At 59.7% G+C, this 22,616-nt stretch carries 15 protein-coding genes; 6 read left to right on the top strand and 9 right to left on the bottom strand.

Annotated elements, in window-relative coordinates:
- The gene (gene dprA, locus RAE19_RS10440; protein WP_313874823.1) at nucleotides 1-1,170 is read left to right on the top strand and encodes a DNA-processing protein DprA; all 1,170 of its coding nucleotides are present in this window, start codon (nucleotides 1-3) and stop codon (nucleotides 1,168-1,170) included.
- 89 nt (nucleotides 1,171-1,259) lie between these two features.
- Nucleotides 1,260-1,757 carry a DUF494 family protein gene (locus RAE19_RS10435; RefSeq protein WP_313874822.1) on the top strand — a complete coding sequence of 166 codons (498 nt, stop codon included), beginning with the start codon at nucleotides 1,260-1,262 and terminating at the stop codon, nucleotides 1,755-1,757.
- A 16-nt stretch (nucleotides 1,758-1,773) separates the two neighbouring features.
- On the opposite strand, the gene RAE19_RS10430 is transcribed toward RAE19_RS10435, so the two are convergent.
- The 5 genes from RAE19_RS10430 to RAE19_RS10410 all read right to left on the bottom strand — a co-directional run bounded on the left by RAE19_RS10430 (nucleotide 1,774) and on the right by RAE19_RS10410 (nucleotide 11,331).
- Nucleotides 1,774-4,338, bottom strand: coding sequence for a DUF1631 family protein (locus RAE19_RS10430; RefSeq protein ID WP_313874821.1), 2,565 nt, complete (start codon nucleotides 4,336-4,338; stop codon nucleotides 1,774-1,776).
- A gap of 18 nt (nucleotides 4,339-4,356) precedes the next feature.
- Nucleotides 4,357-5,310, bottom strand: coding sequence for a protein translocase subunit SecF (secF, locus tag RAE19_RS10425; RefSeq protein WP_313874820.1), 954 nt, complete (start codon nucleotides 5,308-5,310; stop codon nucleotides 4,357-4,359).
- Nucleotides 5,311-5,319: 9 nt separating this feature from the next.
- On the bottom strand, nucleotides 5,320-7,200 hold the full coding sequence (secD, locus tag RAE19_RS10420) for a protein translocase subunit SecD (RefSeq protein ID WP_313874819.1): 1,881 nt from the start codon (nucleotides 7,198-7,200) through the stop codon (nucleotides 5,320-5,322).
- 32 nt (nucleotides 7,201-7,232) lie between these two features.
- A complete protein-coding gene (gene yajC, locus RAE19_RS10415; RefSeq protein WP_313874818.1) occupies nucleotides 7,233-7,562 on the bottom strand; it encodes a preprotein translocase subunit YajC in 330 nt (109 codons plus the stop codon).
- Between the two features lie 139 nt (nucleotides 7,563-7,701).
- Complete coding sequence (locus RAE19_RS10410) at nucleotides 7,702-11,331, bottom strand: indolepyruvate ferredoxin oxidoreductase family protein (protein ID WP_313874817.1); 3,630 nt, start codon at nucleotides 11,329-11,331, stop codon at nucleotides 7,702-7,704.
- Between the two features lie 118 nt (nucleotides 11,332-11,449).
- On the opposite strand from RAE19_RS10410, the gene RAE19_RS10405 reads away from it, so the two are divergent.
- Together RAE19_RS10405 and RAE19_RS10400 are read left to right on the top strand one after the other, a co-directional pair.
- Nucleotides 11,450-11,959 (top strand): Lrp/AsnC family transcriptional regulator, encoded by a 510-nt coding sequence (locus tag RAE19_RS10405; protein ID WP_313874816.1) that lies wholly within the window; start codon nucleotides 11,450-11,452, stop codon nucleotides 11,957-11,959.
- Nucleotides 11,956-12,603 (top strand): hypothetical protein, encoded by a 648-nt coding sequence (locus tag RAE19_RS10400; protein ID WP_313874815.1) that lies wholly within the window; start codon nucleotides 11,956-11,958, stop codon nucleotides 12,601-12,603. The genes RAE19_RS10405 and RAE19_RS10400 overlap by 4 nt, the downstream gene beginning before the upstream one ends.
- Nucleotides 12,604-12,645: 42 nt before the next feature.
- On the opposite strand, the gene RAE19_RS10395 is transcribed toward RAE19_RS10400, so the two are convergent.
- Nucleotides 12,646-13,596, bottom strand: coding sequence for a chemotaxis protein (locus tag RAE19_RS10395; protein WP_313874814.1), 951 nt, complete (start codon nucleotides 13,594-13,596; stop codon nucleotides 12,646-12,648).
- Nucleotides 13,597-13,657: 61 nt separating this feature from the next.
- Nucleotides 13,658-14,854: a murein transglycosylase A gene (gene mltA, locus RAE19_RS10390; protein WP_430962527.1), complete on the bottom strand. Its 1,197-nt coding sequence runs from the start codon at nucleotides 14,852-14,854 to the stop codon at nucleotides 13,658-13,660.
- Here mltA and RAE19_RS10385 point away from each other — a divergent pair.
- Complete coding sequence (locus tag RAE19_RS10385; protein ID WP_313874812.1) at nucleotides 14,799-14,930, top strand: hypothetical protein; 132 nt, start codon at nucleotides 14,799-14,801, stop codon at nucleotides 14,928-14,930. The genes mltA and RAE19_RS10385 overlap by 56 nt on opposite strands.
- Nucleotides 14,931-14,972: 42 nt before the next feature.
- Here RAE19_RS10385 and RAE19_RS10380 read toward each other — a convergent pair whose 3' ends face one another.
- Complete coding sequence (locus RAE19_RS10380; protein WP_313874811.1) at nucleotides 14,973-15,791, bottom strand: carbon-nitrogen hydrolase family protein; 819 nt, start codon at nucleotides 15,789-15,791, stop codon at nucleotides 14,973-14,975.
- 31 nt (nucleotides 15,792-15,822) lie between these two features.
- On the bottom strand, nucleotides 15,823-19,875 hold the full coding sequence (locus tag RAE19_RS10375; protein WP_313874810.1) for a YhdP family protein: 4,053 nt from the start codon (nucleotides 19,873-19,875) through the stop codon (nucleotides 15,823-15,825).
- Between the two features lie 26 nt (nucleotides 19,876-19,901).
- Between RAE19_RS10375 and glnE the strand changes: the two genes are divergently transcribed.
- Entirely contained in the window at nucleotides 19,902-22,607 is a 2,706-nt protein-coding gene (gene glnE, locus RAE19_RS10370) for a bifunctional [glutamate--ammonia ligase]-adenylyl-L-tyrosine phosphorylase/[glutamate--ammonia-ligase] adenylyltransferase (protein WP_313874809.1), read from the top strand.
- Nucleotides 22,608-22,616: the final 9 nt, after the last annotated feature.

The raw sequence follows: 22,616 nt of genomic DNA, 5'->3' as shown, positions 1-22,616 counted from the left end.
GTGGAGTCGATTGAACTGCGCGCATGGCTGCGCTTGGGGCTCACGGATGGCGTGGGTGATGTCACCGCGCGAAGTCTCTTGCAACACTTCGGTCTGCCGCAAGCAATCTTTGAAGCCAGTGAGTCAGAGCTGCGTGCTTGCGTCACGGTTCGCCAAGCGGGTTCGCTGTGCCTCGTGCCGGAAGGCTTGGAGGCCCTTGTCTTGCGCACGGAAGAGTGGCTGAGCCAAGCCCCGAACCAGCGGCGCATCATCACACTGGGTGATAGCGCCTACCCGCAGGCCTTGTTGGACACCGAGGATCCTCCGCTCATGCTTTACGCGTTGGGGCGTGTAGACAAGCTCGTAGAAGGCTTTCAGGAATGCGCCCGGACTGGCGTGGCCGTGGTGGGTAGCCGGAACCCAACGCCCCAGGGCGTACAGAATGCGCGGCAGTTTTCGGAGTCACTGGGGCAATCGGGCATCACCGTCGTTTCCGGACTTGCGCTGGGGATTGATGGCGCTGCCCACGAGGGCGCGCTTGAAGGCTATGCAGGGCCAGCCTGGGGTACCGTGGCCGTTGTGGGGACCGGGTTAGACCGTGTATACCCCAGAGCACATTTTGAGCTTGCCCACCGTATCGCAGAAAACGGGGTTCTCCTCAGCGAGTACCCCCTGGGGTCCGCACCGCTCTCAGCAAACTTTCCCAAGCGCAACCGCATTATCTCGGGCTTGTGCAAGGCCACTTTGGTTGTGGAAGCCGCTTTAAAGTCGGGCTCCCTGATCACGGCCCGCTTAGCCGTGGAACAGGGCAAAGACGTGTTCGCGATTCCTGGCTCTATCCATTCCACACAAGCACGGGGTTGCCATGCGCTGATCAAGCAAGGCGCCAAATTGGTTGAGTCTGCTCAAGACATTCTGGATGAACTCCCAATCGCCTCCGGCTTCCGCGATTTCTCCACACCTGCCGGGACTTCCAATAGCGGGCAAAGTGACGCTGCATTGGATGGACTTTCGTCGCTGGAGACAGGTTTACTCAACGCCCTGGGCTTTGAGCCGACCACGCTCGATAGCCTGCAGCAACGCAGCGGGATAGACACCCCCACTTTACAAGCGCTGCTGATGGGTCTCGAGCTCGCCGGCTGGGTTGCCCGCTTGCCGGGCGGCAAGTTCCAGCAGCTCGGACGGGCCTGAAAAACACTTCTAACGGTTCAATCCGAGGAAATAGGGGGCAGTTCTGGCCGCCTTGGGAAGTCGGTTTTTTGTGCGATATATTGGCTTCCATGTTTGAAGTCCTCGCCTTTGTGTACGAAAACTTTTATGCGGAAGACAGCTGCCCGGAACCGGCGCATCTGCAACGCAAACTCAGCGGTGTGGGGTTCGACCCCGAAGAAATCGCTGACGCACTGGATTGGCTCACGGGTCTTGGCAACGCCGCTCGTTTTGCCAAACCGGCAGTAGCCGCGATTCCGACCGTCTTGCCTGCCGCGGGCTTTCATTTACCGACGACCGACAGCATGCGGATCTACTCTCCACGAGAGCAGAACCATTTAAGGTCCGAATGCATTGGCTACCTTCACTTTTTGGATCATGCGGGGATCACACCCGCCCATATCCGCGAAGTGGTGTTGGAACGCGCAATGGCGGTGCAAGATGGCCCCGTATCATTGGATGAATTGAAGATCATCATCCTGATGGTATTTTGGAGCTTCGGCCAGGAGCCGGATGCCCTCGCACTCGATGAGCTGTGCGAGACGCACGAGACACGCACGATTCACTGAGCGGCCTACTGAAAAATCAGGCGAGTAATCGCTCCGGATTGGCTTCCAGTTTCGCTAATGCATCACGGGTGGCGCGGACCGTCAGCGCCTCCTCTTCTTGAGGCAACAAAAGACCTGCCTGCAAGTAAGCAGCCAACCGTCCGCCTTGGATCAAGAAGCTCTTACCGGCGGTGGAGGCGAACAAATTGAGGTGCTTTTTGTCGCTGCGCCAAGCGAACTGAACCTGGATGATCTGATGGTTGTGGTCCAGGGTGTACCAGCTACCGATCTGCAGCTCATGTGCCCAAGCCAGCATGGCAGCGGTAGGCTTGGAGCCTCCATTCACCACCACCTCAATCGCTGAGGCATCGATGCCAAGCATCATCTCGATGCTTTCGGCATCCAGCGGCAAATCGCCCATGCCATCCTCGGAGACAAAGTCCTCAAGATGCCCAAGGCGCTGCGCCATCGCATCAATTTGAGCCTGCGGGATCGCCTGGGTTTTCGACAAAAAGGCGTCGGCGAGCGTATCGCTGATTCGCTTCACATTCGCCTCTTGCTCAGACGGAGCCATGGCTAGCAAGGTCATACCGGAGCGCATACGCAGCAAAAGATTCGGCAAGTCCTGGATGACACGAGCCCTGTCGTTGCGGTCCGGCTTAGCACTCGCAGCCCACACCAAATCCGTCGCAGTTTTTTTCAAAATCAGCGTGTCTGCATGCTGTGGGCCTTTGCGAACGGCCGCAACGGCCAACACCTCTGACCAGACTTTGAACAAAAACTCACGGATCTCATCCCGCACCGGCATGTCTTTCAACATGTTGCGCATTTCAATGGTGTATTGAATCGCGAGCGTCTCTTTTTGCTCGACCTGCTGTGCGACTCCCACGACCTTTTGGGCAGGTCCCTTTTCAGTCAAAAACTTGGCAAGGAATTTTTGGAACTCGTCAAAAACGATCTGATAAACCTTCTTGCCGGTTTCGGGATACTGCTCAATGACTTGCACGATCCGCTTGATCTCCGCTTCCATCGCGCTGCCATGTACTCCCACCGCGTCAAAACCCATGACACAGGAACCCATCCGGTCTATCAACATCCGGGCGGGATGCGTAGCGGTGCCGAAAAAATCCGCATCCTCCAAAGCGACCCGCAACACAGGCATTTGCAGACGCGCAAACCAAACGCGTATGCCCGTGGGGATGCGCTCTTCGGCCAGAATCGCCTGAAACATGAGGGCGACGATTTCAATCGTGGCTTTTTCCCCTTTGGTTTCCGCTTTCTTTTTGAGCTCCTGGGTTTTCTGACGCAAATCACCTGCGACACGTGCAACCCCTGCAGGGCTGTAGTCTTCAAATTGCGTGCCACCAGGCGCATAGTCTCCCGCCACGCCAGGACGATAGGCCATGGCAGCAGCCAAGGCGGGCGATGGTGGCTGGTGCTCAGCGCCACCAAAATCGCCACCCGCATGACTCACAAACAGTCTGCGAATTTGTCCGATGACCCCTTGTGCACGACTCCGCGCCCGCGCGAGCGGCGTGGTTGCTGTCAGCATGCGTGTCTCTTCAGTCGCGGCGTATGCGTTGCCCGATGCGCTGATGGTGGTGGACTGTCGCCAGAACGGCGTAGGTGTCGAAGTGCCTACGCCTTGCGCACCCGAAGCTAACGCTGCACCTGCGCTTGATGAGTCGGCTGCAGCCCCGCCCCAACCCAAACGGCCACTGAAAAGGCGGGCATCCCGGGTCTCAGAGCCCGAAGCAGTAGCGCCACCGGCATACCCCCCGCCATAAGAGGCTCTATCTCCAGCCGATGCGGGTGCACCCGTGCCTTGAGCGCCGCGCGGACCACCAAGTCCCGCTTGGTAGGGGTCACCATTTTCATACCCTGCTCCGCTTAACTCAGCACCACCAGATACAGGTGCGCCTGAATTGGGCGGGCGTTGGTTGGGTCCTTTGACAGGTGACTTGACCCGGTCTTTCAACTCGATCGTGGGCAATACGCCCTTGCTGATCAGGACATCGTTCGCATTTTTGTAGGCAGTAATCAGTCGCTCAATCAATAAGCGCTGGACAACTTCTGTCACCATCGGCCAAGAGTCACCCGGCATTCCTGAAACAGACCATTGCTCCACCAACAAGAGGACCAGCACCTCCGGGCGGAAAAGGTCTTTCCCGTCCAGATCGTCCAGGCCCTCAAGGTATTTGATCCGCACGCGCAAGTCCTCAAGCTGCGGCAAGACCTTTTCGTTCACGGACAACACCATCCGCGACGCGAGGATTTTGTTTTCGACGACCTCGGTGCCCACAAGCTCCAGGTTGACGGAACGGACTTCCGTCGTCTTCTTTACTTCAGAAGGAGACAGACATTCTCGCCAAGACTTTTGTGTGCCCTCGACCCACAAGGGACGGCTTTGCTTGTAAGCCATCCAGATGTCACGACGAGTTTGCGAATCACGGGCGTTGCTAGGCTCGTCGACGAGCTCTGTGAGCCGGTCCTGAACTGCTGCGCCGATTTCCAACAAGGCTTTGCAAGATTCCGCGAAAAACCGCTCCCGCAGTGCGCGAGCGAGTTGCAATCGAGGCGAAAGCGCCTGGCCGGTAGCCATGTTGGGAGAGTCCTTTTACTAAACTGCCGCCCCTGCGTTCGGGTCGTTTGGATCGAGATCCTTTTTGGGCCCGCCCTTTACCAAATCTTCCCGCTGGATACCTAACCACATAGAGATGGAAGCAGCCACAAACACAGACGAATAAATACCAAACAAAATGCCGATCGTGAGCGCCAACGCAAAGTAATGAAGCGTGGCACCGCCGAAAATCAACATCGACAACACCATCAACTGGGTCGAGCCATGGGTGATGATGGTTCGACTGATTGTGGAGGTAATCGCATTGTCAATGATTTGCTCCGTGTTCATCTTGCGGTAGCGCCTGAAATTCTCACGAATCCGGTCAAAAATCACAACCGACTCGTTTACCGAATAACCCAAGACGGCCAAAACCGCTGCCAGTACCGGGAGTGAGAACTCCCACTGGAAAAAGGCGAAGAAACCGAGAATGATGATCACATCATGCAAGTTGGCGATGATGGCTGCGACGGCAAACTTCCACTCAAAGCGGATGGCCAAGTAAATCATGATGCCGACCACCACGAACGCAAGCGCTTTCAAGCCATCTGCGGCCAGTTCATCGCCGACCTGAGGTCCCACAAACTCCGTGCGGCGCATGGTGGCGCTAGCGTCGGCCGCCTTGAGGGCCGTTAAAACCTTCTCACTTTGCTGACTGGAAGTGGTCCCTTTTTGAACCGGCATGCGGATCAAAACATCTTGCGCAGTGCCGAAGTTCTGCACCTGGACATCGCTGATACCAAGTCCATCCACCGTGCTACGGATCTTGTTAAGGTCGGCGGGCTGGGAGTAGCTCACCTCCATCAAGGTCCCGCCGGTGAACTCTACTGACAGGTGCAGACCACGGGAAAACAGAAAAAATACGGCCGCCAAAAAAGTGACGAACGAAATGACGTTGAAAACCAAAGCATTCCGCATGAACGGAATGTCACGGCGGATTTTAAAAAATTCCATGACTTTTCCTTAAGGGGTTGTGACTTCGGTGCCGCTATCCGGACGCCACACGGTCCCAATAGAAACCGTTTTCAGCTTCTTCTGACGACCGTACCACAAGTTCACCAAACCACGCGAGAAGAACACGCCGGAGAACATGCTGGTCAAAATCCCCAAGCAGTGCACGACCGCGAAACCTCGCACAGGGCCGGAGCCGAACGCCAACAATGCCAAACCTGCAATCAGAGTGGTTACGTTCGAGTCGATGATGGTTGCCCATGCGCGGTCATAACCGGCGTGAATCGCGGCTTGGGGAGATGCACCATTGCGCAGCTCTTCCCGAACACGTTCATTGATCAACACGTTAGCATCGATCGCCATACCCAGAACCAGCGCCATCGCGGCCATGCCTGGCAATGTCAAAGTCGCTTGCAGCATGGAGAGCACCGCCACTAACAACAAAAGGTTGAAGGCCAGCGCCAGGCTGGAAATCACGCCGAACAGCATGTAGTAGCCGCACATGAAAATGGCAACCGCCACAAAGCCCCAGGTCACGCTCAGGAAACCCTTGGCAATATTCTCGGCACCCAAGCTCGGCCCGATCGTGCGCTCCTCGATGATCTCCATCGGAGCCGCTAAAGATCCGGCACGCAACAGCAGCGCAGTGTCTGCCGCTTCGACGGTGGTCATTCGGCCGGAAATCTGAACACGCCCGCCACCGATTTCGGCGCGAATCACCGGTGCGGTCACGACTTCGCCTTTGCCTTTTTCAAACAGCAAAATCGCCATGCGCTTGTTGATGTTCTCGCGGGTCACATCACGGAAGATGCGGGCGCCCTTGGCATCCAGTGACAAATTCACGGTGGGCTCTTGGGTCTGGCCATCAAATCCGGGTTGCGCGTCTGTCAGGTTCTCGCCCGTCAGAATCACTTGCTTCTTTACGATGACCGGGATGCCTTCGCGATCCAGGTAACGTTCGGAGCCAAAGGGAACAGGACCGGTTCCGGTTTCTGCCGCACGGGCTTCGGAACCTTCATCGACCAGGCGCACTTCCAGTGTTGCGGTGCGTCCGAGGATGTCTTTGGCCTTGGCCGTGTCCTGCACGCCAGGCAACTGCACCACGATACGGTCCAGGCCTTGCTGCTGAATCACCGGTTCTGCAACACCCAGCTCATTGATCCGGTTGTGCAAGGTGGTGATGTTTTGCTTGAGCGCTTGGTCTTGGATGGTTTTTCCGGAGACCTGTTTAATTGTGGCGACCAGTTTGACGTCCTGCCCATCAGCGGCAGACACCGCATCCAGATCGGTGAACTGATCCTGAATGATGCGCTGGGCTGCCTGAGCGGTAGCCGCGCCCCGGAACCGAATCTCAATGGCTTGGCCGTTACGGGCAATACCGCTGTGGCGCACGTTCTTTTCACGCAAGATGGTACGAATGTCGCCGGACAGCGACTCTGCCCGTTTGGTGAGCGCTGCCTGCATGTCGACCTGCAACATGAAGTGCACACCACCGCGCAAATCCAATCCCAAGTACATCGGCGATGCGCGCAAGGACGTCAGCCAGGCCGGCGAACGTGACAGTAAATTCAGCGCAACGATGTAGGAGGGGTCCGCACTGTCAGGGTTGATCGCTTTTTGAACCGCATCTTTGGCCTTGAGCTGCGTGTCCGTGTCAGCAAAGCGCGCCTTGACGGACGCACCATCCAAGGCCACCGCATCGGGGGTCAAGCCGGCGCTCTTCAGCGCCTGCTCTACCTTGGCCAGTGTGGCGGCATCGACCTTCACCGACGACTTGGCCGTTGAAACCTGCACTGCCGGTGCTTCGCCAAACAGATTGGGCAGGGCATACAAGCCACTGACCACTAGCGCGACCAGAATGATCGCGTACTTCCACACCGGATAACGGTTCATGATCGCGCTTCGCTAACAGTTAAAACGGCCGCTTACTTGATGGAGCCTTTGGGCAACACTTGCACTACCGCGCTGCGCTGCACTTGGATTTCCACGCCGCTGGCCACTTCGAGGCCGACATAGCTGTCACCCATCTTGCTAACCTTGCCCAGTACGCCACCAGCAGTTACCACTTCATCGCCCTTGGCCAAGGCGTCGATCATGGCGCGGTGCTCTTTCTGCTTTTTCATTTGGGGGCGGATCATTACGAAGTACAGCACCACAAACATCAGCACCAAAGGCAGCATGCTCATCAAAGAGGATTGCATGTCACCGCCAGCGGCAGCAGGAGCAGTTTGGGCAAAAGCAGAAGAAATGAACACAGGCAAACTCCACAAAAGGGATCAGAACAAATAGTTTTCCACCCGCGGCACAGCCGCACGCGAACCGACCGGCTGATAACCAGTCAACCGATCATTGTAAGCGGGGGAAAAGGCCCGCCCATGATGGGTGGGCAAGGCCCTAGGCGGCTCGGGCCTGTTGGGTCGCGGGGCTTGCGTGGTAGCGGGCCAACAAATCAACCCATTGGGTCCGGGCAGCCTTCAAGTGACGGGCCTTGACATGGCCATAGCCGCGGATGTGCTCGGGCACACGGGCGAACGCCAGCGCGGCGTCCCGGTTGGACGCGCTCAAGGCAGGCAACATTCCTTCGATGGCTGCGCGGTATTCGCCAATCAGCGCCCGCTCCTCACGGCGTTCATCGGTGTATCCGAAGACATCCAGTGCGGTACCCCGGAGCACTTTCATGGGTGCCAAAAGACGGAAGCCCCAGCCCATCCAGGCGCCAAACCGGGACTTCAAGGCCTCGCCCTGCTCGTTTTTACGCGACCAGATCGGGGGTGCCAAGTGGTAGGCGAGCTTGAAATCTCCCTCAAACATCCCGCTGATCTTGCGGTGAAATGCGGTATCGGTGTGCAGCCGGGCGACCTCGTACTCGTCTTTGTAGGCCATCAGCTTGAACAAATAGCGCGCAACCGCTTCCGTCAAGGCCAGCTTGCCCCCCTCGATGCCGGACTCTGCTGCGCGCACCCGGGTAACAAAGTCGACATAACGACCTGCGTACGCTGCATTTTGATAAGCCGTTAAAAACTCGCTGCGCCGCTGGATGAGTTCATCCAACGTTTCTTTGCTGCGGGGAACAAATGCCAGTACCTGCCCCGGCGACATGGCCCGCTGCACAGCAGGCCAATCCACCGCAGCACGGCGGCCCCACTCAAAAGCAGCCTTGTTGTTGCCCACCGCCACTGCATTCAGCTCGATGGCGCGCATCAGCGATGCCAGCCCCAAGGGAATCCAGCCCTTTTGCCACGCATAGCCCAGCATCATGGGGTTGGTGTAAATGCTGTCTCCCAACAATTTGGTAGAGGCGGCATCCGCATCGAACAAGCCCACATGCGCCTCACCCACCGTGCGGGTGATGTCGGCGACGCACTGGTCGCCGGGGTTGGCCCAATCGGCGTTGCGCACAAAGCCGGCGGTCGGCACCGTGTTGGCGTTGAGCGCCACATGGGTGCGGCCGGGGCGCATGCGGATGAGCGTTTCTTTGCCCGCCACCACGACCGGGTCACAACCAAGCACCAAATCTGCTGACGCCGTACCGACCCGTGTGGTGCGGATCGCGTCCTGGGACGCGCCAATCAACACATGGCTCCAAGTCGCGCCGCCCTTTTGCGCCAAGCCACCGGCGTCCTGGGTGACGATACCTTTGCCCTCCAGGTGGGCTGCCACGCCGAGCAGTTGCCCGATGGTGATCACGCCTGTGCCGCCCACGCCGGCCACGATGGTTCCCCACACGCCGCCTTGCACCCTTGCGAGGTCGGGAAGCTGAGGGTCCGGCAGCGCCGGCCAGCCGCTGGCATCGGTTTGCAACTTCACTGGTTTTTTCAGGCTTCCACCTTCCACCGTCACAAAGCTGGGGCAAAAGCCTTTGACGCAAGAGATGTCTTTGTTGCAGGTGCTCTGGTTGATCTGGCGTTTACGCCCGAAGGGGGTCTCCAGCGGCTCCACGCTCATGCAGTTGCTTTGCACACCGCAATCGCCACAGCCTTCGCACACCAACTCGTTGATGACCACGCGCTTGGCGGGGTCCACCATGGTGCCGCGCTTGCGGCGGCGGCGCTTTTCGGTAGCGCAGGTCTGGTCGTAAATGATGACGGTGGTACCTTTGATTTCGCGGAACTCGCGCTGAATGCGGTCCAGCTCGTCGCGGTGCTCGATGGCAATACCCTCGGGCAGCCCCTCGACCGCATCGTATTTTTCAGGCTCGTCTGTCACCACTATGATTTTGATAGCGCCTTCCGCACGCATGCTCTGGGCTATCTGCACCACCGAGTGCCCTTCCGGCCGCTCACCCACCTGCTGGCCGCCGGTCATGGCCACCGCATCGTTGTAGAGGATTTTGTAGGTGATGTTGACGCCCGCCGCAATGCTCTGGCGAATCGCCAGCAAGCCGCTGTGGAAGTATGTTCCGTCGCCCAAGTTGGCGAAGATGTGTTTGTCGTTAGTGAACGGTTGCTGCCCGACCCATGGCACGCCCTCGCCGCCCATTTGGGTAAAGCCATCGGTGCTGCGGTCCATCCAGATGGTCATGAAGTGGCAGCCAATGCCGGCCATGGCGCGTGAACCCTCTGGCACTCGTGTACTGGTGTTGTGCGGGCAGCCTGAGCAGAACCAGGGCTGGCGAACCGCAGCCGCTGCACCGGAGTTACCCAGTTCAATGACGTGCATAGCCCGCTCTTTGGCTTCCAGAATCGCCATCTGGGCATCGATGCGGGCGCTGGTGTCGGCATCCAGCCCCAGCTTCTTGATGCGCTGGGCGATCGCGCGGGCGATGATGGCTGGCGACAAATCCGCATTCGCGCGCAGCAAAGTATTGGCACTCGGGTTGGGCATGGACCACTCGCCGCCGGCGCCGTAGTGGTCGGGCGTTTCCACCTCGTTGAACTTGCCCAGCACCGTGGGGCGCACGTCAGCGCGCCAGTTGTACAGCTCTTCCTTGAGTTGGTATTCGATGACCTGGCGCTTTTCTTCCACCACCAGAATCTCTTGCAAGCCGGTGGCGAATTCGCGGGTCAGTTGCGCCTCTAGCGGCCACACCACACCCACTTTGTGCAAGCGGATGCCGATGCGGCGGCAGGTGTCGTCGTCCAGCCCCAGGTCGAGCAGCGCCTGGCGGGTGTCGTTGTAGGCCTTGCCGCTGGAGATGATGCCGAAGCGGTCGTGCGGACCTTCAATCACGTTGTGGTTCAGCCGGTTGGCGCGGATGTAGGCCAGCGCGGCATACCACTTGTAATCAAACAGGCGGGCTTCCTGGTCCAGCGCATGGTCGGGCCAGCGGATATGCAGGCCGCCGGGTGGCAACTCAAAGTCGGCCGGCATGCGGGTGAGGACGCGCTCGGGGTCGATGGTGACGGTGGCGCTAGACTCCACAATTTCCTGGATCGTCTTCATGCCCGCCCACACGCCGGAAAAACGGCTCATGGCAAACGCATGCAAACCGAGGTCCAGAATCTCCTGCACATTGGCCGGGAAGAACACCGGGAATCCGCAGGCCTTGAAGATGTGGTCACTCTGGTGGGCGGCGGTCGAGCTTTTGGAAATGTGGTCATCCCCCGCCACGGCGATCACACCGCCCCAGGGCGTGGTGCCGGCCATGTTGGCGTGCTTGAACACGTCGGAGCAGCGGTCCACACCGGGGCCCTTGCCGTACCAGATGCCGAACACGCCGTCGTATTTGTTAGTGCCGGGTGGTGCAAAGCCCAGTTGCTGCGTGCCCCACAGGGCGGTGGCGGCCAGCTCCTCATTCACCCCCGGCTGGAACTTGATGTGGTGGGCCTCCAAGTATTTTTCTGCCTTGACCAGCGACTGGTCATAGGTGCCCAAGGGCGAGCCGCGGTAACCACTGATAAAGCCCGCCGTGTTCTTGCCGGCGCGCTGGTCGCGCACGCGCTGCAGCATCGGCAGCTTGACCAGCGCCTGCACGCCGCTCATGAAAGCGCGGCCGTGGTCGAGGGCGTATTTGTCGTCGAGAGTGACCGAATCCAGCGCCGTGCGGATGTGCGCGGGCAGGTCCCGGTTGAGGGGTGCATTCATGGTGCTTGTCTCCGTGTTTTTGTTCGGCAAAGTGTATGCCCGCAACTCAGATAGGTGTTTGCGTTCTTTGCCTAAAAACCACCTCTTAAAGAACGATTCTTTCTCCATAATGCGCTTTATGGAAACACTTGACCGTTATGACCTGGCCATCCTGAGCGAGCTGCAAAACGATGGGCGTCTCAGCAACGCCGAACTCGCCACCCGCGTGGGCCTGAGCGCGGCGCCGTGCTGGCGGCGGGTGAAGGCGCTGGAGGACAGCGGCTTCATCACCGGCTACCGGGCGGAAATCAACCGCCAAAAAATCGGGCTGGGGGTACTGGCCTTTGTGCGCCTGGACGCCAACCGCAACAGCGGTGATGTGCTGCAAGAGCTCGAAGAGGCGATACGGCGGATCCCGGAGGTCATCAGCTGCCACTACATCAGCGGCACCGGTACCTTTGAGCTGCAGGTGGTCAGCCGTGACCTGAACAGCTTCAGCCAGTTCGCACGCGAAGTGCTGATCAACCTGCCTAACGTGAAGGACCTGCATACCAGCTTCTCGCTGGGCGAGGTCAAGGCCAGCAGTGCGCTGCCCTTGAGTCAGTTGCAAGCGCCGCCCACAGGCGCCACCATGAAAGGACGCCCATGAACCGCAGAGATTGGCTGACTTTGGCACTGTTTTGGCACCTGGCGCCCGCTGCGCATGCGCAAGCAGCTATCAATTCAGGAGCAAACGTAACTCCACTGCCCTTGCGCAATCTGCTCATCGAAGTGCGGCAGGTGCAATCCGAAGATGGCCAGCAGGCGGGCTTAGACGTACAAGGCGGCAGGGTCACAGGCGGCCTTGCGCAAGGCCGGAGCAGCGGCACGGTGGTGCAACAAATCCTCATTCTGAATGGCCGGCCTGCACGCATCGCAGTGCAAACACAAACGCCATTGCGCTTGCTGCAAAGCTTTGTGCGCAACGGGCAAATCGTGACCACCCAAGGGACCGTGCTGATCGAGGCGGGCACGGGCTTTAGCGCGCTACCGCGCTGGGAGGGCGGCGAGGTGGTCGAGGTGGAACTCGATACCCAGCAAGCACTGCGCCCCCTGTTTCCCCAAGCCGGGGCAGTAAATGCCCCACCGGCACAGTCCAGCACCGGCAGCAGCATGCTGCTGCCCTTGGGCGAGTGGATGACAGTGGCAGAGACCGAGCAAAACCTGCAGAACAATCAGCAGAGCCTGCGTGGCACGCAGATGCAAAGTGGCGTGGCCCGGACAGAGGTTCAGCTCAGGGTGAGCTTGCGCTGATAGCCCGCGGCGGCCACCTCCGGCCGCCGGGTGGCGCTGCCCTTAGCGGTGCAGCACTTCGCGGATAGTGGCGGCCAGTTCTTCTTCCACGAACTTGGCGATGTAGGCATCCGCCCCCACGCTCTTCACATGGCTCTCGTTAGTAGCGCCGGTTAGCGAAGAGTGAATGATCACCGGGAGGCTGCTGAACCGGCCATCTTGCTTGATATTGCGGGTCAAAGTGAAGCCGTCCATTTCGGGCATTTCGAGATCGGTTAACACCAAGGCCACTTTGTCTTTGATGGACTTGCCTTCATCCGTAGCTTGGGCGTTGAGCGATTGCAGTTTTTCCCACGCTTCTTTGCCGGTTTTGGTCATGATGTAAGGGACATCCATGCCTTTGAGGCCCTTCTCGATCATCATGCGTGCCACAGCAGAATCGTCAGCGGCCAAGATGATCTGACCCGGCTCCAAGCGCAGCTTAGGGGCTGTGCTTGGCACTTCTTCCTTGACTTCCTGAGGCATCACGTCACGGAGGATCTGCTCGACATCCAGCACTTGGGCCAAGCGGGTGTTTTCGGCATTGCCATCCAGGCGCGCAATACTGGTCACCAAGCCACCGCCGGTGTTTTCGGCAGACAGGACTTGCTTCCACTCCAAGCGCACGATTTCGTTGACCTCTTCGACCGCAAAGGCTTGTGTCGTGCGGGCGAACTCTGTCACCAGCAAAATGCCCAGCCCCTTGGTCGGCGTACAACCCACCACTTGCGGCAAGTTGATCACGGTGATCATTTGGCCCCGGATGTTGGCCACGCCCATCACGGCGGGCGGTGAATTCACCATGGCGGTGATTTCGGGCATCACCAGAATTTCTCGAACCTTGAACACATTGATGCCGAACAATTCGCGGCGCTGGGTGCCGGGGGCCTCGCCCAATCGGAACAGCAGCAGTTCGAACATGCTGTTGGCGGCCAGATTGGTCCGCTCATCAATGTCGCGCATCTCTTTGCTCATAAGTCCGTCCTTAATTTCCAAATCTCACAGATTGAATGTATCCATACTAACGGTTTCTACGCTATTTGGGCCACAAAATCCACATTTGCAATGGTTGTCGCATGCGACCAGCTAGCTCTGCCGCGTCCGGCCCCCAGCCGGCAAAGTAGTCGGCACGCACCGCACCGACAATCGCGCTCCCGGTATCTTGTGCAAGTACCAATTTTTGCAAATTTGTTTGATTTCCCGTCGAAGTCAACCAGACCGGAGCGCCATAAGGGATGCTGCCGGGGTCCACGGCGATGGAGCGCCCGGGCGTCAAAGCAACGCCTTGGGCGCCTTTGGGCCCGAAGGCGGCGTCCAGCTCACCGAGTGGCTCTTCCTTGAAAAAAACCACCCGCGGGTTCGACCACAAGAGCTCCTGCTGCCGCTGCGGGTTTTGCGCCAGCCAGGCTTTGATGCCGGGCCATGAGGCGTCTTTGATCAAGCCTTGATCCAAGAGCCAACGGCCTACGCTGCGGTAGGGCTGCTCATTGGTACCCGCGTAGGCCAGGCGAACCCAGCGCATGCTGCCGTCAGGCTGGGTAATCCGTACCCGCCCGGAACCCTGAATCTGGAGCACCAACGCATCCACCGGATCCGCCAGGTACGCGATCGCCTTGCCACGCAGGGCTGCCTGCGCTTCCGGCAAGGTCTCCATTTCCTGGCGGGTGAACCACGGTTTGCGGGGCGTCATTCCGGCGGGCAGCTGGTACAGCGGCACTGAAAAGCCGGGTGCTGGTTGACGACTGGCATCCAATATCGGCTCGTAATAGCCGGTCAACAGCCCTGTGGGCTCACCTTGCAATGTCTCCACACGGTGCGGCTGGAGGCGGGTTTGCATCCACTCCATTTGCTCTTGAGGACTTCCAATACTCAAGCGGCGCACTTCTGCACACAAGGCAGACATGGGCGGCTGAGGCCTCTCGCAGCTCTTTAACCACGCGTTCCACGCCTCAAACAGGTTGTCAGCACCCCAACCGGGAAGGCTGTCCCACGGAACCGGCACCCAACGGCTGCGCGATTGGGTCACTACCGGGCCGACCGCAGGCGCAGGGCCCGGCGCTGCCGGCACCACGGTGCGTACTGGCTCGACCGGTGCGCGCACCACCGGCGGCGCGCTACCGCACGCGGCCAGAATTCCTACAATCAGAGCTGATACAGACCACCCCAAACAACGACGCATGACTTTGCTACTCCTCGAAGCGCTAGGCGCTGGCCTGATATTCATAGGCATCATCTGGTGGACCATGTTTCACGGGCGCAAGAACGGTGAATTGCCGCCCGAAGAGAATAATGACAAAAAAGAGGACTAGCCCAGATACCGATTGCGCAGCTTGCTACTAATTTAATAGCAATCATCCCAAAATCCGGTGCTGCAGTGCCGGCAACTGGGCACGGCAATGCTGGAGCTGACGATAGTCCAGTTCCGCGAGCACAACGCCCGGGCCTTCGGCTTGCTCTGCGAGCACCTTGCCCCACGGATCGATCAGCAGGCTTTGGCCCCATGTGCGCCGCCCGCTCGGATGCACACCCCCTTGCGCGGCCGCAGCCACGAACGACAAATTTTCAATCGCCCGGGCACGCAAGAGCACCTCCCAGTGGGCCTCTCCCGTGGTGTGGGTAAAGGCACTCGGGGCCAATAGCAAATCGACACCGCGTGCGGCGTATTCCCGGTAGAGCTCGGCAAAGCGCATGTCGTAGCAAACGCTCATGCCCACCGACCAGGTGTGTCCATCCCGAGACGGCAGGCTGAAGACGGTGGGCGTACTGCCCCGCTCGAGCACCCGGGATTCGTCGTAACTCTCGGCACCGTTGTTGAAGCGAAACAGGTGGATCTTGTCGTACCGGGCCACACACTCTCCCTGCGGATTGAAGGCCAGCGAACTGTTGAACACATGGTCGGGCTGGCTGGCCGTCAAGGGCAAGGTACCGGCCACGATCCAAAGCCCCAGCGAGCGTGCTACCCCGGCCACAAAGTCCTGGATGGGGCCGCGCCCGAAGGGCTCTTGAATCGCCAGTTTGTCGGAATCACGCAGCCCGATCAAACAAAAATACTCCGGCAACACGGCCAGCTCGGCACCTTGGCGTGCGGCCTCTGTCAGCAAGGCTTGGGCGATCTGCAAGTTGTCCTGCACATGGCCGGTAGACACCATCTGGATGGCTGCGACTTTCATAGATCAACTCCGTATCAAACGTATCAGTGCGTCAGGGCTTGCGCGGCACCTGGGTTACTTTGGGGTCCAGCCAAGTGCCATCCACCACAAACTCCTGGGTGGCCGCATTCACCAATGGGCCACGCAATAACAGCTGGGCCAGAAAGGTGCTCAAGCCGACCACCGGGTTAATGGCCGAGGCAATCAGAGAGGCGCTGCCCGCATTGATTTCTGGCACCACCACCACCCGCAGGTTTTGCGTTTCTTTGCTGATGTCGGCCTGGCCATCCATCAAGACTGCGGCATTGACGCCTTTCATCTGCAGATTATTGGTCTTGGCGACGCCTTGCTCAATCGCAATGTCGCCCCGGAAATAATCAAAGGCAAAGCCTTCGCTGAACACATCGCGGAAATCGAGCATCAGCCGGCGCGGCAGGCTTTGCAAGCTCAGCACGCCCAGCAGTTTGGCAATACCGGGCTCGGCTTTGAGAAACTGGCCTGTTTCCACGTTCACATTGAATTTGCCGCTCATGCTGGGGTAATCCACCGTGATCGGGGAGCCGGCCCACGCAACTTGGCCCTCCACTTTGCCTTCGCCCTTGCGCACCACCCCGGGCATGCCCAAGCGGCTGAGCAGTTCACCCGAGTCGCGGATATCGAGCTTGAAGTTCAGAACGGTGCGGCGGCGATCCCGCACACTGCTCCCCGGTGATGCGGCAGACGCATTGATAGCGGCCCAGTTGCCACTGGCCGTCAGCTCGGCTTCCGGGGTACGGATATTGAAACGGTTGAGACGCCATTCGCGGGCACCCGCACTCCCGAGGTTCACCGCCTCGACATCGATCCGGCCTAATTTTTTGCCACGCAGCACAAAATCTTCAACCTCGATATCCAGCGCTGGAATCGCGGCAGGCTGCTCGTCCAAAAGCGACTCCACATCTTGCGCACCACTCTGGGCAATAGAGAGCCGGGCCAAGCGCGCGTACAAACGCCCGGCATTGCTACCCGAGGGCTGGCGGTATTCGACATAGCCGGACAGCTCTGTCGCGTCCACGTTGGCGCGCCACAAAGGGCCTTCGCGCCCGCCACCCACTACAACGTTGTTGAGTTGGCGTCCGGAGGCCAAAAGCTCCTTGGAGCGGAGCACCAACACATTGGGCAGGTACTCGGAGGCGGACATCGCACCCGGCGAGGGGCTTTTTGCAGTGTCAGCCACTCCATCGGTACCGAGCTTGTCCGCAACTGCGGTCCACGCATCCACGTCCAACCGCGGGATGTTCAGGTTGGCGACGACACCGGCATCGGGCAACGGAGCCGCCTCATCAGGGCCCAGACCGACGGCAATCGCTCCACTTTGCACATGGGGCTCCGGGCCCGAGATATCGCGCACAAAAATGACCGATGCCAGCCGGCCGACATCCAGTTGCAAACGGTCTTTCAGGCGTGTGGCCACCGCCGGCCCGGCCGGGCGCAGCACCGCCGATTCGAACCGTACGGGTAGCGCAGCCTCGGCAGTTTTGGTCAAGGGTGCGGGCAGGTTCAATGCCATGCCAACCAGATTGGAGTTGATTTGCAGCTCCGGCACTCCCGAGCGAAAACCCAGGGTCGCGGTGTAACTGGCGCTGCCGCTGGCGAACTGGGCTGCGCGTGCAGCGGGGCCGAGTTCCTTGACCTGACGCAAGCCTTCTGAAGTAGCGCTACCACTGAAGCGCAACTGCGACGCTACAGGCTTGGCGGCACCCGCGCTGCCAGACACCGGGGCCACCGACAAGCCCCCTTCAATACGCACATCCCCTCCCAGAGCGCGGGCTTGCGCACCGCTCAAACTGAAGCCTGATTGGTTGAAGTTAATAGTGCCCCGGAGGCGGGAGAGTTTGGGGGTATCGGGGCGAATCTGCAGGTCATTGCCCGGCAACACCACGGTGCCTTGTACGGCCATTTTGTTGGTATCCGCCAAGGGAAAGCCCAGTTTGAATTTGTAATCCGCCACCCCCGTGGCAGAAGTTTGCGCCAGTGCTTTGTCCAAAGCTTCGGTCAGCGGAGAGCTATTCACCACACTCACCACATCCATGACCGGCCCCTTGGCCTCGGCTGTCACCGCTACGGTAGATGCATCAAACAAGCGGCTGACCTGAACATCCGCCTTTGAAAACTGCACACCACCGCCCCCCAGAGTGCCGCGGGTGAGTTTGACTTGGAGCTGATCTTTGTCCAACACCATGTCGCCCTGCAGCTGGTTCAAGGCAGGCCAAGGCAAACTATCTTTGGGCATGACTACCGCCGGCGCGAATGCAAAGCTGCCATTTTGAAAAGCCGCCGCAATTTTGAACTCGCCCTGGTTGGCGGTGCGGAACGGGAAGCGGGCCAAGTCCCCTTTCACCTTGAAGGTTCCGCTGGTCAGCGCACCACCCAGCAGGGCCGCTTGCAAATAGTCGCGTCCATCACTCTCCATCGCCAAGGGCAAATAGCGGGGCAAGCGGGCTGCGTCAGCCCGGCTTACGCTACCCTGCAAATCCAGAATGCCCGGGTTCAGTGCAGTCACAGCTCCCACCTCCGGGCTGCTCCAAGTGAACTTCAACTCGCCAGCGGCATCTGCATTAGAAAAGCGCACGCCGCTGCCGCTCAGCTGCAGGCGCTTGCCGTTAAGCTTCCACTGCAGGTCACCAGCGAGTTGGTCAAACGTCATCAGCGGCTCTGCCAGGAAATCCACCATATCCGCAGTGCCGCGCTGCATCGCCAAGGTCGCCTTGCCGCCGGACTGGTCTAACTCGAAGGTGGCATTCAGCCCCTCAAAGCCGGGGCGGCTCTCAGCGCCGCAACGGCATGCAGGCACACCCAGCTGGCTGACCCGCCCTTTGACAGCGTACTCCGTCGGGCTGGTGGACGGGCCACTCCAACTGGCGTTGAGAGTCTCCATCACGCCCTTGGGGCTCAAGCGGAGCAAGCTGTCGTGAACACTCGCATCAAGCGGTAAGCGCGCAGCGATTTGGGTCAACGCAGCAAGATCCAGGCGATCTGCACTCAGAGTACCCCGCTCTTTTTGGCTCGGGGTTTGCGCAAACAGTTGCAGTTGCACATTGCCTCCGGGCCAATGCAAGCCGTCCTGGGTAACGAACTGGAGTGCCTCTGTGCTGAACTGATTGCCACCGGCCAGCGTCTTCGCACCCAACCGGCCCGACACCGCGCTCAACTCGAGCGGCTCCAAACCTTGGCGCGTGGTCAATTGCACTTGCTGGAGGCTGACGTCGGCCACGGCACCTGTGGGTGTACCGTCCACGACATCGACCCACGCCCGCATCGCGCCCTCTCCGCGTGTCAGTGCCACCCCCAAATCCACATAGCGCCCCAGCTCTGCCAAATGCACTTGGGGCAAGTCGACGAAGGCCTCGCCGTCCCAGTCCTGCCATTGGCCCTCGTGGCGTGACAGCAAGGGTTGCTTGAATATGCCGCGCGCACTCAGGCGCTGCCCCCAGGATGCGGGCGGCGTCGCATCGAGGCGCAATGCATGGCCACGCAAACTGTTGCGAATCACCAAGTCAACATCGTCAAACACCACAGACTCCACCGGGCGGGTCTCATCCGTCCAGGTGACCCGACCACGAAGCAAAGCAATCTCAGGCTGTGAGAACAACCAGTCGGCCACGCGCCCGTCTGTGTTGTTCGAGCCATTTACCGGCAGCCCGGCAATCCACCAGCTTCCGTCGGCGGAGCGCCGGATGTCTAACGATGGGCTGTCGATGTGCAACTGCTCCAACCCACCGACCAGCAGTGAGCGGGGCGACAGTGCGGCCAGCACACTGGGCAGCACGAGAGCCTCACGCCCCTCTTGATCCAACACACTGACCCGCAGTAACTCAATAGATGGGATCACGCCATTGGAGCGGGCCTGCATATCCCCGATGCGCACGGGCAACCCTAGGGCTTGCGTGGCCTGCGTTTCTACCCACGGGCGAAGTTCCGCGATTCGCGGCACAATGAGAAAATGCAATCCGCACCAAAGCAACCCGAGAGCCAGCCAGCCCATAGCCAGCACCCGCAGCGCCCACTTAGCCACGGCAGCGAACACCCGAAAACGGAGTGAGGGAGCGGAGATTAAATCGTTCATCGTGCTATGGGGACTATTCAGGAATTATGACCCGCCTTGCAAACCAGGCCACCGTGGCACACGCCCGTTTTGTCCAACGTGTCAGACGCCGGTACGCCGCAGAATCCGCTTTGTTGCCCCCAGGCCTTCCGGGCAAAGCGGCGATCGCATCTCTCGCTTCGTCCTTGGAGTCTGCAGGCCATGAGCCGGGCCATGTGCTGCGGATCACACGACAGCTGATTCTGGAGAGATTGGCCACTTTGGACTGCGAAGAGCAGTCAACGGTAGAAGATGTGACAGCGTCGATGACGGCCCTGGCCGAGTTTTCGCTGGATCGCGCCTTTGCACTCAGCTACTCGGCTTTGACCGCCCAGTACGGCACGCCCCTATCCACATCCGGCACCGCTGCGCAGCTATTGGTCGTGGGCATGGGGAAGTTGGGTGCCCGCGAACTCAATGTTTCAAGCGACATTGACCTCATCTATGTCTATGACCAAGATGGCGAGACCACCGGCGACAGTGTGGGGCGCGGCAGGATCTCCAACCAAGAGTTTTTTGCCAAGATGGTGCGCGCGATCTACGCACTTATCGGAGACAGCACTGACCACGGCTTTGTGTTCCGAGTAGACCTCGCCCTTCGACCGAACGGTAATTCGGGGCCTGCAGCGGTGTCGCTGAGCGCACTTGAAGAGTATTTGCACGTGCAGGGCCGCGAGTGGGAGAGGTTCGCTTGGCTCAAGAGTCGTGTGGTGGCGCCCGCGGCAGCGGTGGGCAGTGGATTCGCATTGCAACTGCGCGCCGTAGTGGTTCCGTTCGTGTTCCGGCGCTATCTGGACTACAACGTGTTCGATGCCCTGCGGGTATTGCACCGGCAAATCCGCGACCATGCGGCCAAGCGCAGCGCGGGCCGGCCGGAGAGAAGCAACGACGTCAAACTATCACGCGGCGGCATCCGGGAGATTGAGTTCACGGTCCAGCTATTGCAAGTGGTGCGGGGTGGCCAATTCCCGGACCTGCGCACCCGGCCCACGACGAGTGCGCTCAGCCGGCTGGTGCGCGCAGGCTTGATGCCCCAGGACAGCGCGACGGCTCTGACCGAGGCCTACCTCTTCTTGCGCAAGGTGGAGCACCGCATCCAATACCTTGACGACCAACAAACCCATGTGCTGCCCACCAACGAAGAGGATTTGTGCTGGATCGCATCGACGCTGGACCTCCGCGACAGCGGCGAACTTTTGCAGGAGCTGGACCGGCACCGCGAGGTGGTGGCCCAAGAGTTCGACTCGTTGCTCGGGGGCAGCGAGCCTTCTTGCAAAGGTTGCACAGGAAAGCCCAATGCCAGCTTGATGGACCTGGAGTCCGTGCTGCCAGGGTTGGAAGGCGGCTTCCAAGCCCGGATCAAGGATTGGCAAAGCCACCCCCGGGTGCAAGCGCTCAAAGATGAATCGCGGCACCGGCTGATGCGATTGATTGTGCGTACCGGCCAATGGATAGCAGAAGGCCGGACCACAGAAGACGCGGCCGTCCGGCTCGCTGACTGGATCGAGCCTTTGCTGCGCAGAGAGAGCTATCTCGCCATGCTCTTGGAGCGCCCGCAGGTGCATGAACGATTACTTCGCATGTTGGGCGCGGCCCGTTGGCCGGCGCGTTATTTGCTCAAACATCCCGGGGTGATCGACGAACTGGCAGATAGCCGGACACTGGACGATCGATTCGACGCCCCGCTCTTCGAAGCGGACTTGGAGCGCCGCAGATCCGCACTCCAGGTCAGTGGCGAAGATGACGACGAAAGCCTGCTCAACCTTTTGCGCCGGGCTCACCACGCTGAGGTTTTCCGTACGCTGACTCGCGATATCGAAGGTCGCTTGACGGTCGAGCAAGTCGCTGATGACTTGAGCGCGCTGGCGCAATCCGTGCTATCGGTGACGACGCGCTGGTGCTGGATGCGGTTGAAAAATCGACATGCAGAGATTCCGCAGTTCGGCATCATCGCCTACGGAAAACTAGGCGGGAAAGAACTGGGTTACGGCAGCGACCTCGATATCGTGTTCGTGTACGACGATGCTGACGAACGGGCCGCCGAGGTGTACTCGGCACTGGTGCGCAAGCTCATCAACTGGTTGACCGTCAAAACCGGTGAGGGCGACTTGTATGAAATCGACACGGCCCTGCGACCGAATGGCAACTCCGGCCTTCTGGTTACCAGTTTTGAGGCGTACTCCAACTACCAGCAACAGCGCGGCAGCAACACGGCGTGGACTTGGGAGCACCAGGCCATCACCCGGGCCCGCTGCGTATTTGGTAGCGCCGCTTTGGCACAACGCTTTGAATCCGTGCGCCATGCCGTGATCTGCAGCCCACGGGATGTGCCCTCACTACGGGCTGAGATACACCACATGCGAGACCGTGTGCGACAGGCACACACGGTGCAGCCTGACTTTTTCGACGTCAAACACAGCCCCGGCGGCATGGTGGATATCGAATTTGCGGTCCAGTTTTTGGTGCTTAGCTATGGGCGCATTCATGCCTCGTTGTTGGATAACGTCGGAAACATTGCGCTGTTGCAGCGTGCGCAAGCCGCGGGGCTACTGCCCGGCTCGATAGGCTCCGATGCGGCGCAAAGCTACCGGGAACTGCGGCATGTCCAGCACACTGCCCGACTCAACGAAAGCCCGACCACAATCGTGAGCACAGCGCTACCGGCCGAGCAGGCTGCGGGCCTTGCACTGTGGGCACACGTGTTCGGGACTTGATGCGCAATG

It is taken from the genome of Rhodoferax potami, assembly GCF_032193805.1.
GTDB classification, from domain to species: domain Bacteria; phylum Pseudomonadota; class Gammaproteobacteria; order Burkholderiales; family Burkholderiaceae_C; genus Allorhodoferax; species Allorhodoferax potami_A.
The sequence above is the reverse complement of the archived record's forward strand: the minus strand, read 5'-3'. Positions and strand labels throughout refer to the sequence as shown.

Excerpts from the sequence above, each read along its gene's own strand:
- RAE19_RS10435 (WP_313874822.1), top strand. The coding sequence starts at position 1,260 with ATGTTTGAAGTCCTCGCCTTTGTGTACGAAAACTTTTATGCGGAAGAC.
- RAE19_RS10430 (WP_313874821.1), bottom strand. The coding sequence starts at position 4,338 with ATGGCTACCGGCCAGGCGCTTTCGCCTCGATTGCAACTCGCTCGCGCA.
- secF (WP_313874820.1), bottom strand. The coding sequence starts at position 5,310 with ATGGAATTTTTTAAAATCCGCCGTGACATTCCGTTCATGCGGAATGCT.
- secD (WP_313874819.1), bottom strand. The coding sequence starts at position 7,200 with ATGAACCGTTATCCGGTGTGGAAGTACGCGATCATTCTGGTCGCGCTA.
- RAE19_RS10410 (WP_313874817.1), bottom strand. The coding sequence starts at position 11,331 with ATGAATGCACCCCTCAACCGGGACCTGCCCGCGCACATCCGCACGGCG.
- RAE19_RS10405 (WP_313874816.1), top strand. The coding sequence starts at position 11,450 with ATGGAAACACTTGACCGTTATGACCTGGCCATCCTGAGCGAGCTGCAA.
- RAE19_RS10400 (WP_313874815.1), top strand. The coding sequence starts at position 11,956 with ATGAACCGCAGAGATTGGCTGACTTTGGCACTGTTTTGGCACCTGGCG.
- RAE19_RS10395 (WP_313874814.1), bottom strand. The coding sequence starts at position 13,596 with ATGAGCAAAGAGATGCGCGACATTGATGAGCGGACCAATCTGGCCGCC.
- RAE19_RS10385 (WP_313874812.1), top strand. The coding sequence starts at position 14,799 with ATGACTTTGCTACTCCTCGAAGCGCTAGGCGCTGGCCTGATATTCATA.
- mltA (WP_430962527.1), bottom strand. The coding sequence starts at position 14,854 with ATGATGCCTATGAATATCAGGCCAGCGCCTAGCGCTTCGAGGAGTAGC.
- RAE19_RS10380 (WP_313874811.1), bottom strand. The coding sequence starts at position 15,791 with ATGAAAGTCGCAGCCATCCAGATGGTGTCTACCGGCCATGTGCAGGAC.
- RAE19_RS10375 (WP_313874810.1), bottom strand. The coding sequence starts at position 19,875 with ATGAACGATTTAATCTCCGCTCCCTCACTCCGTTTTCGGGTGTTCGCT.
- glnE (WP_313874809.1), top strand. The coding sequence starts at position 19,902 with ATGACCCGCCTTGCAAACCAGGCCACCGTGGCACACGCCCGTTTTGTC.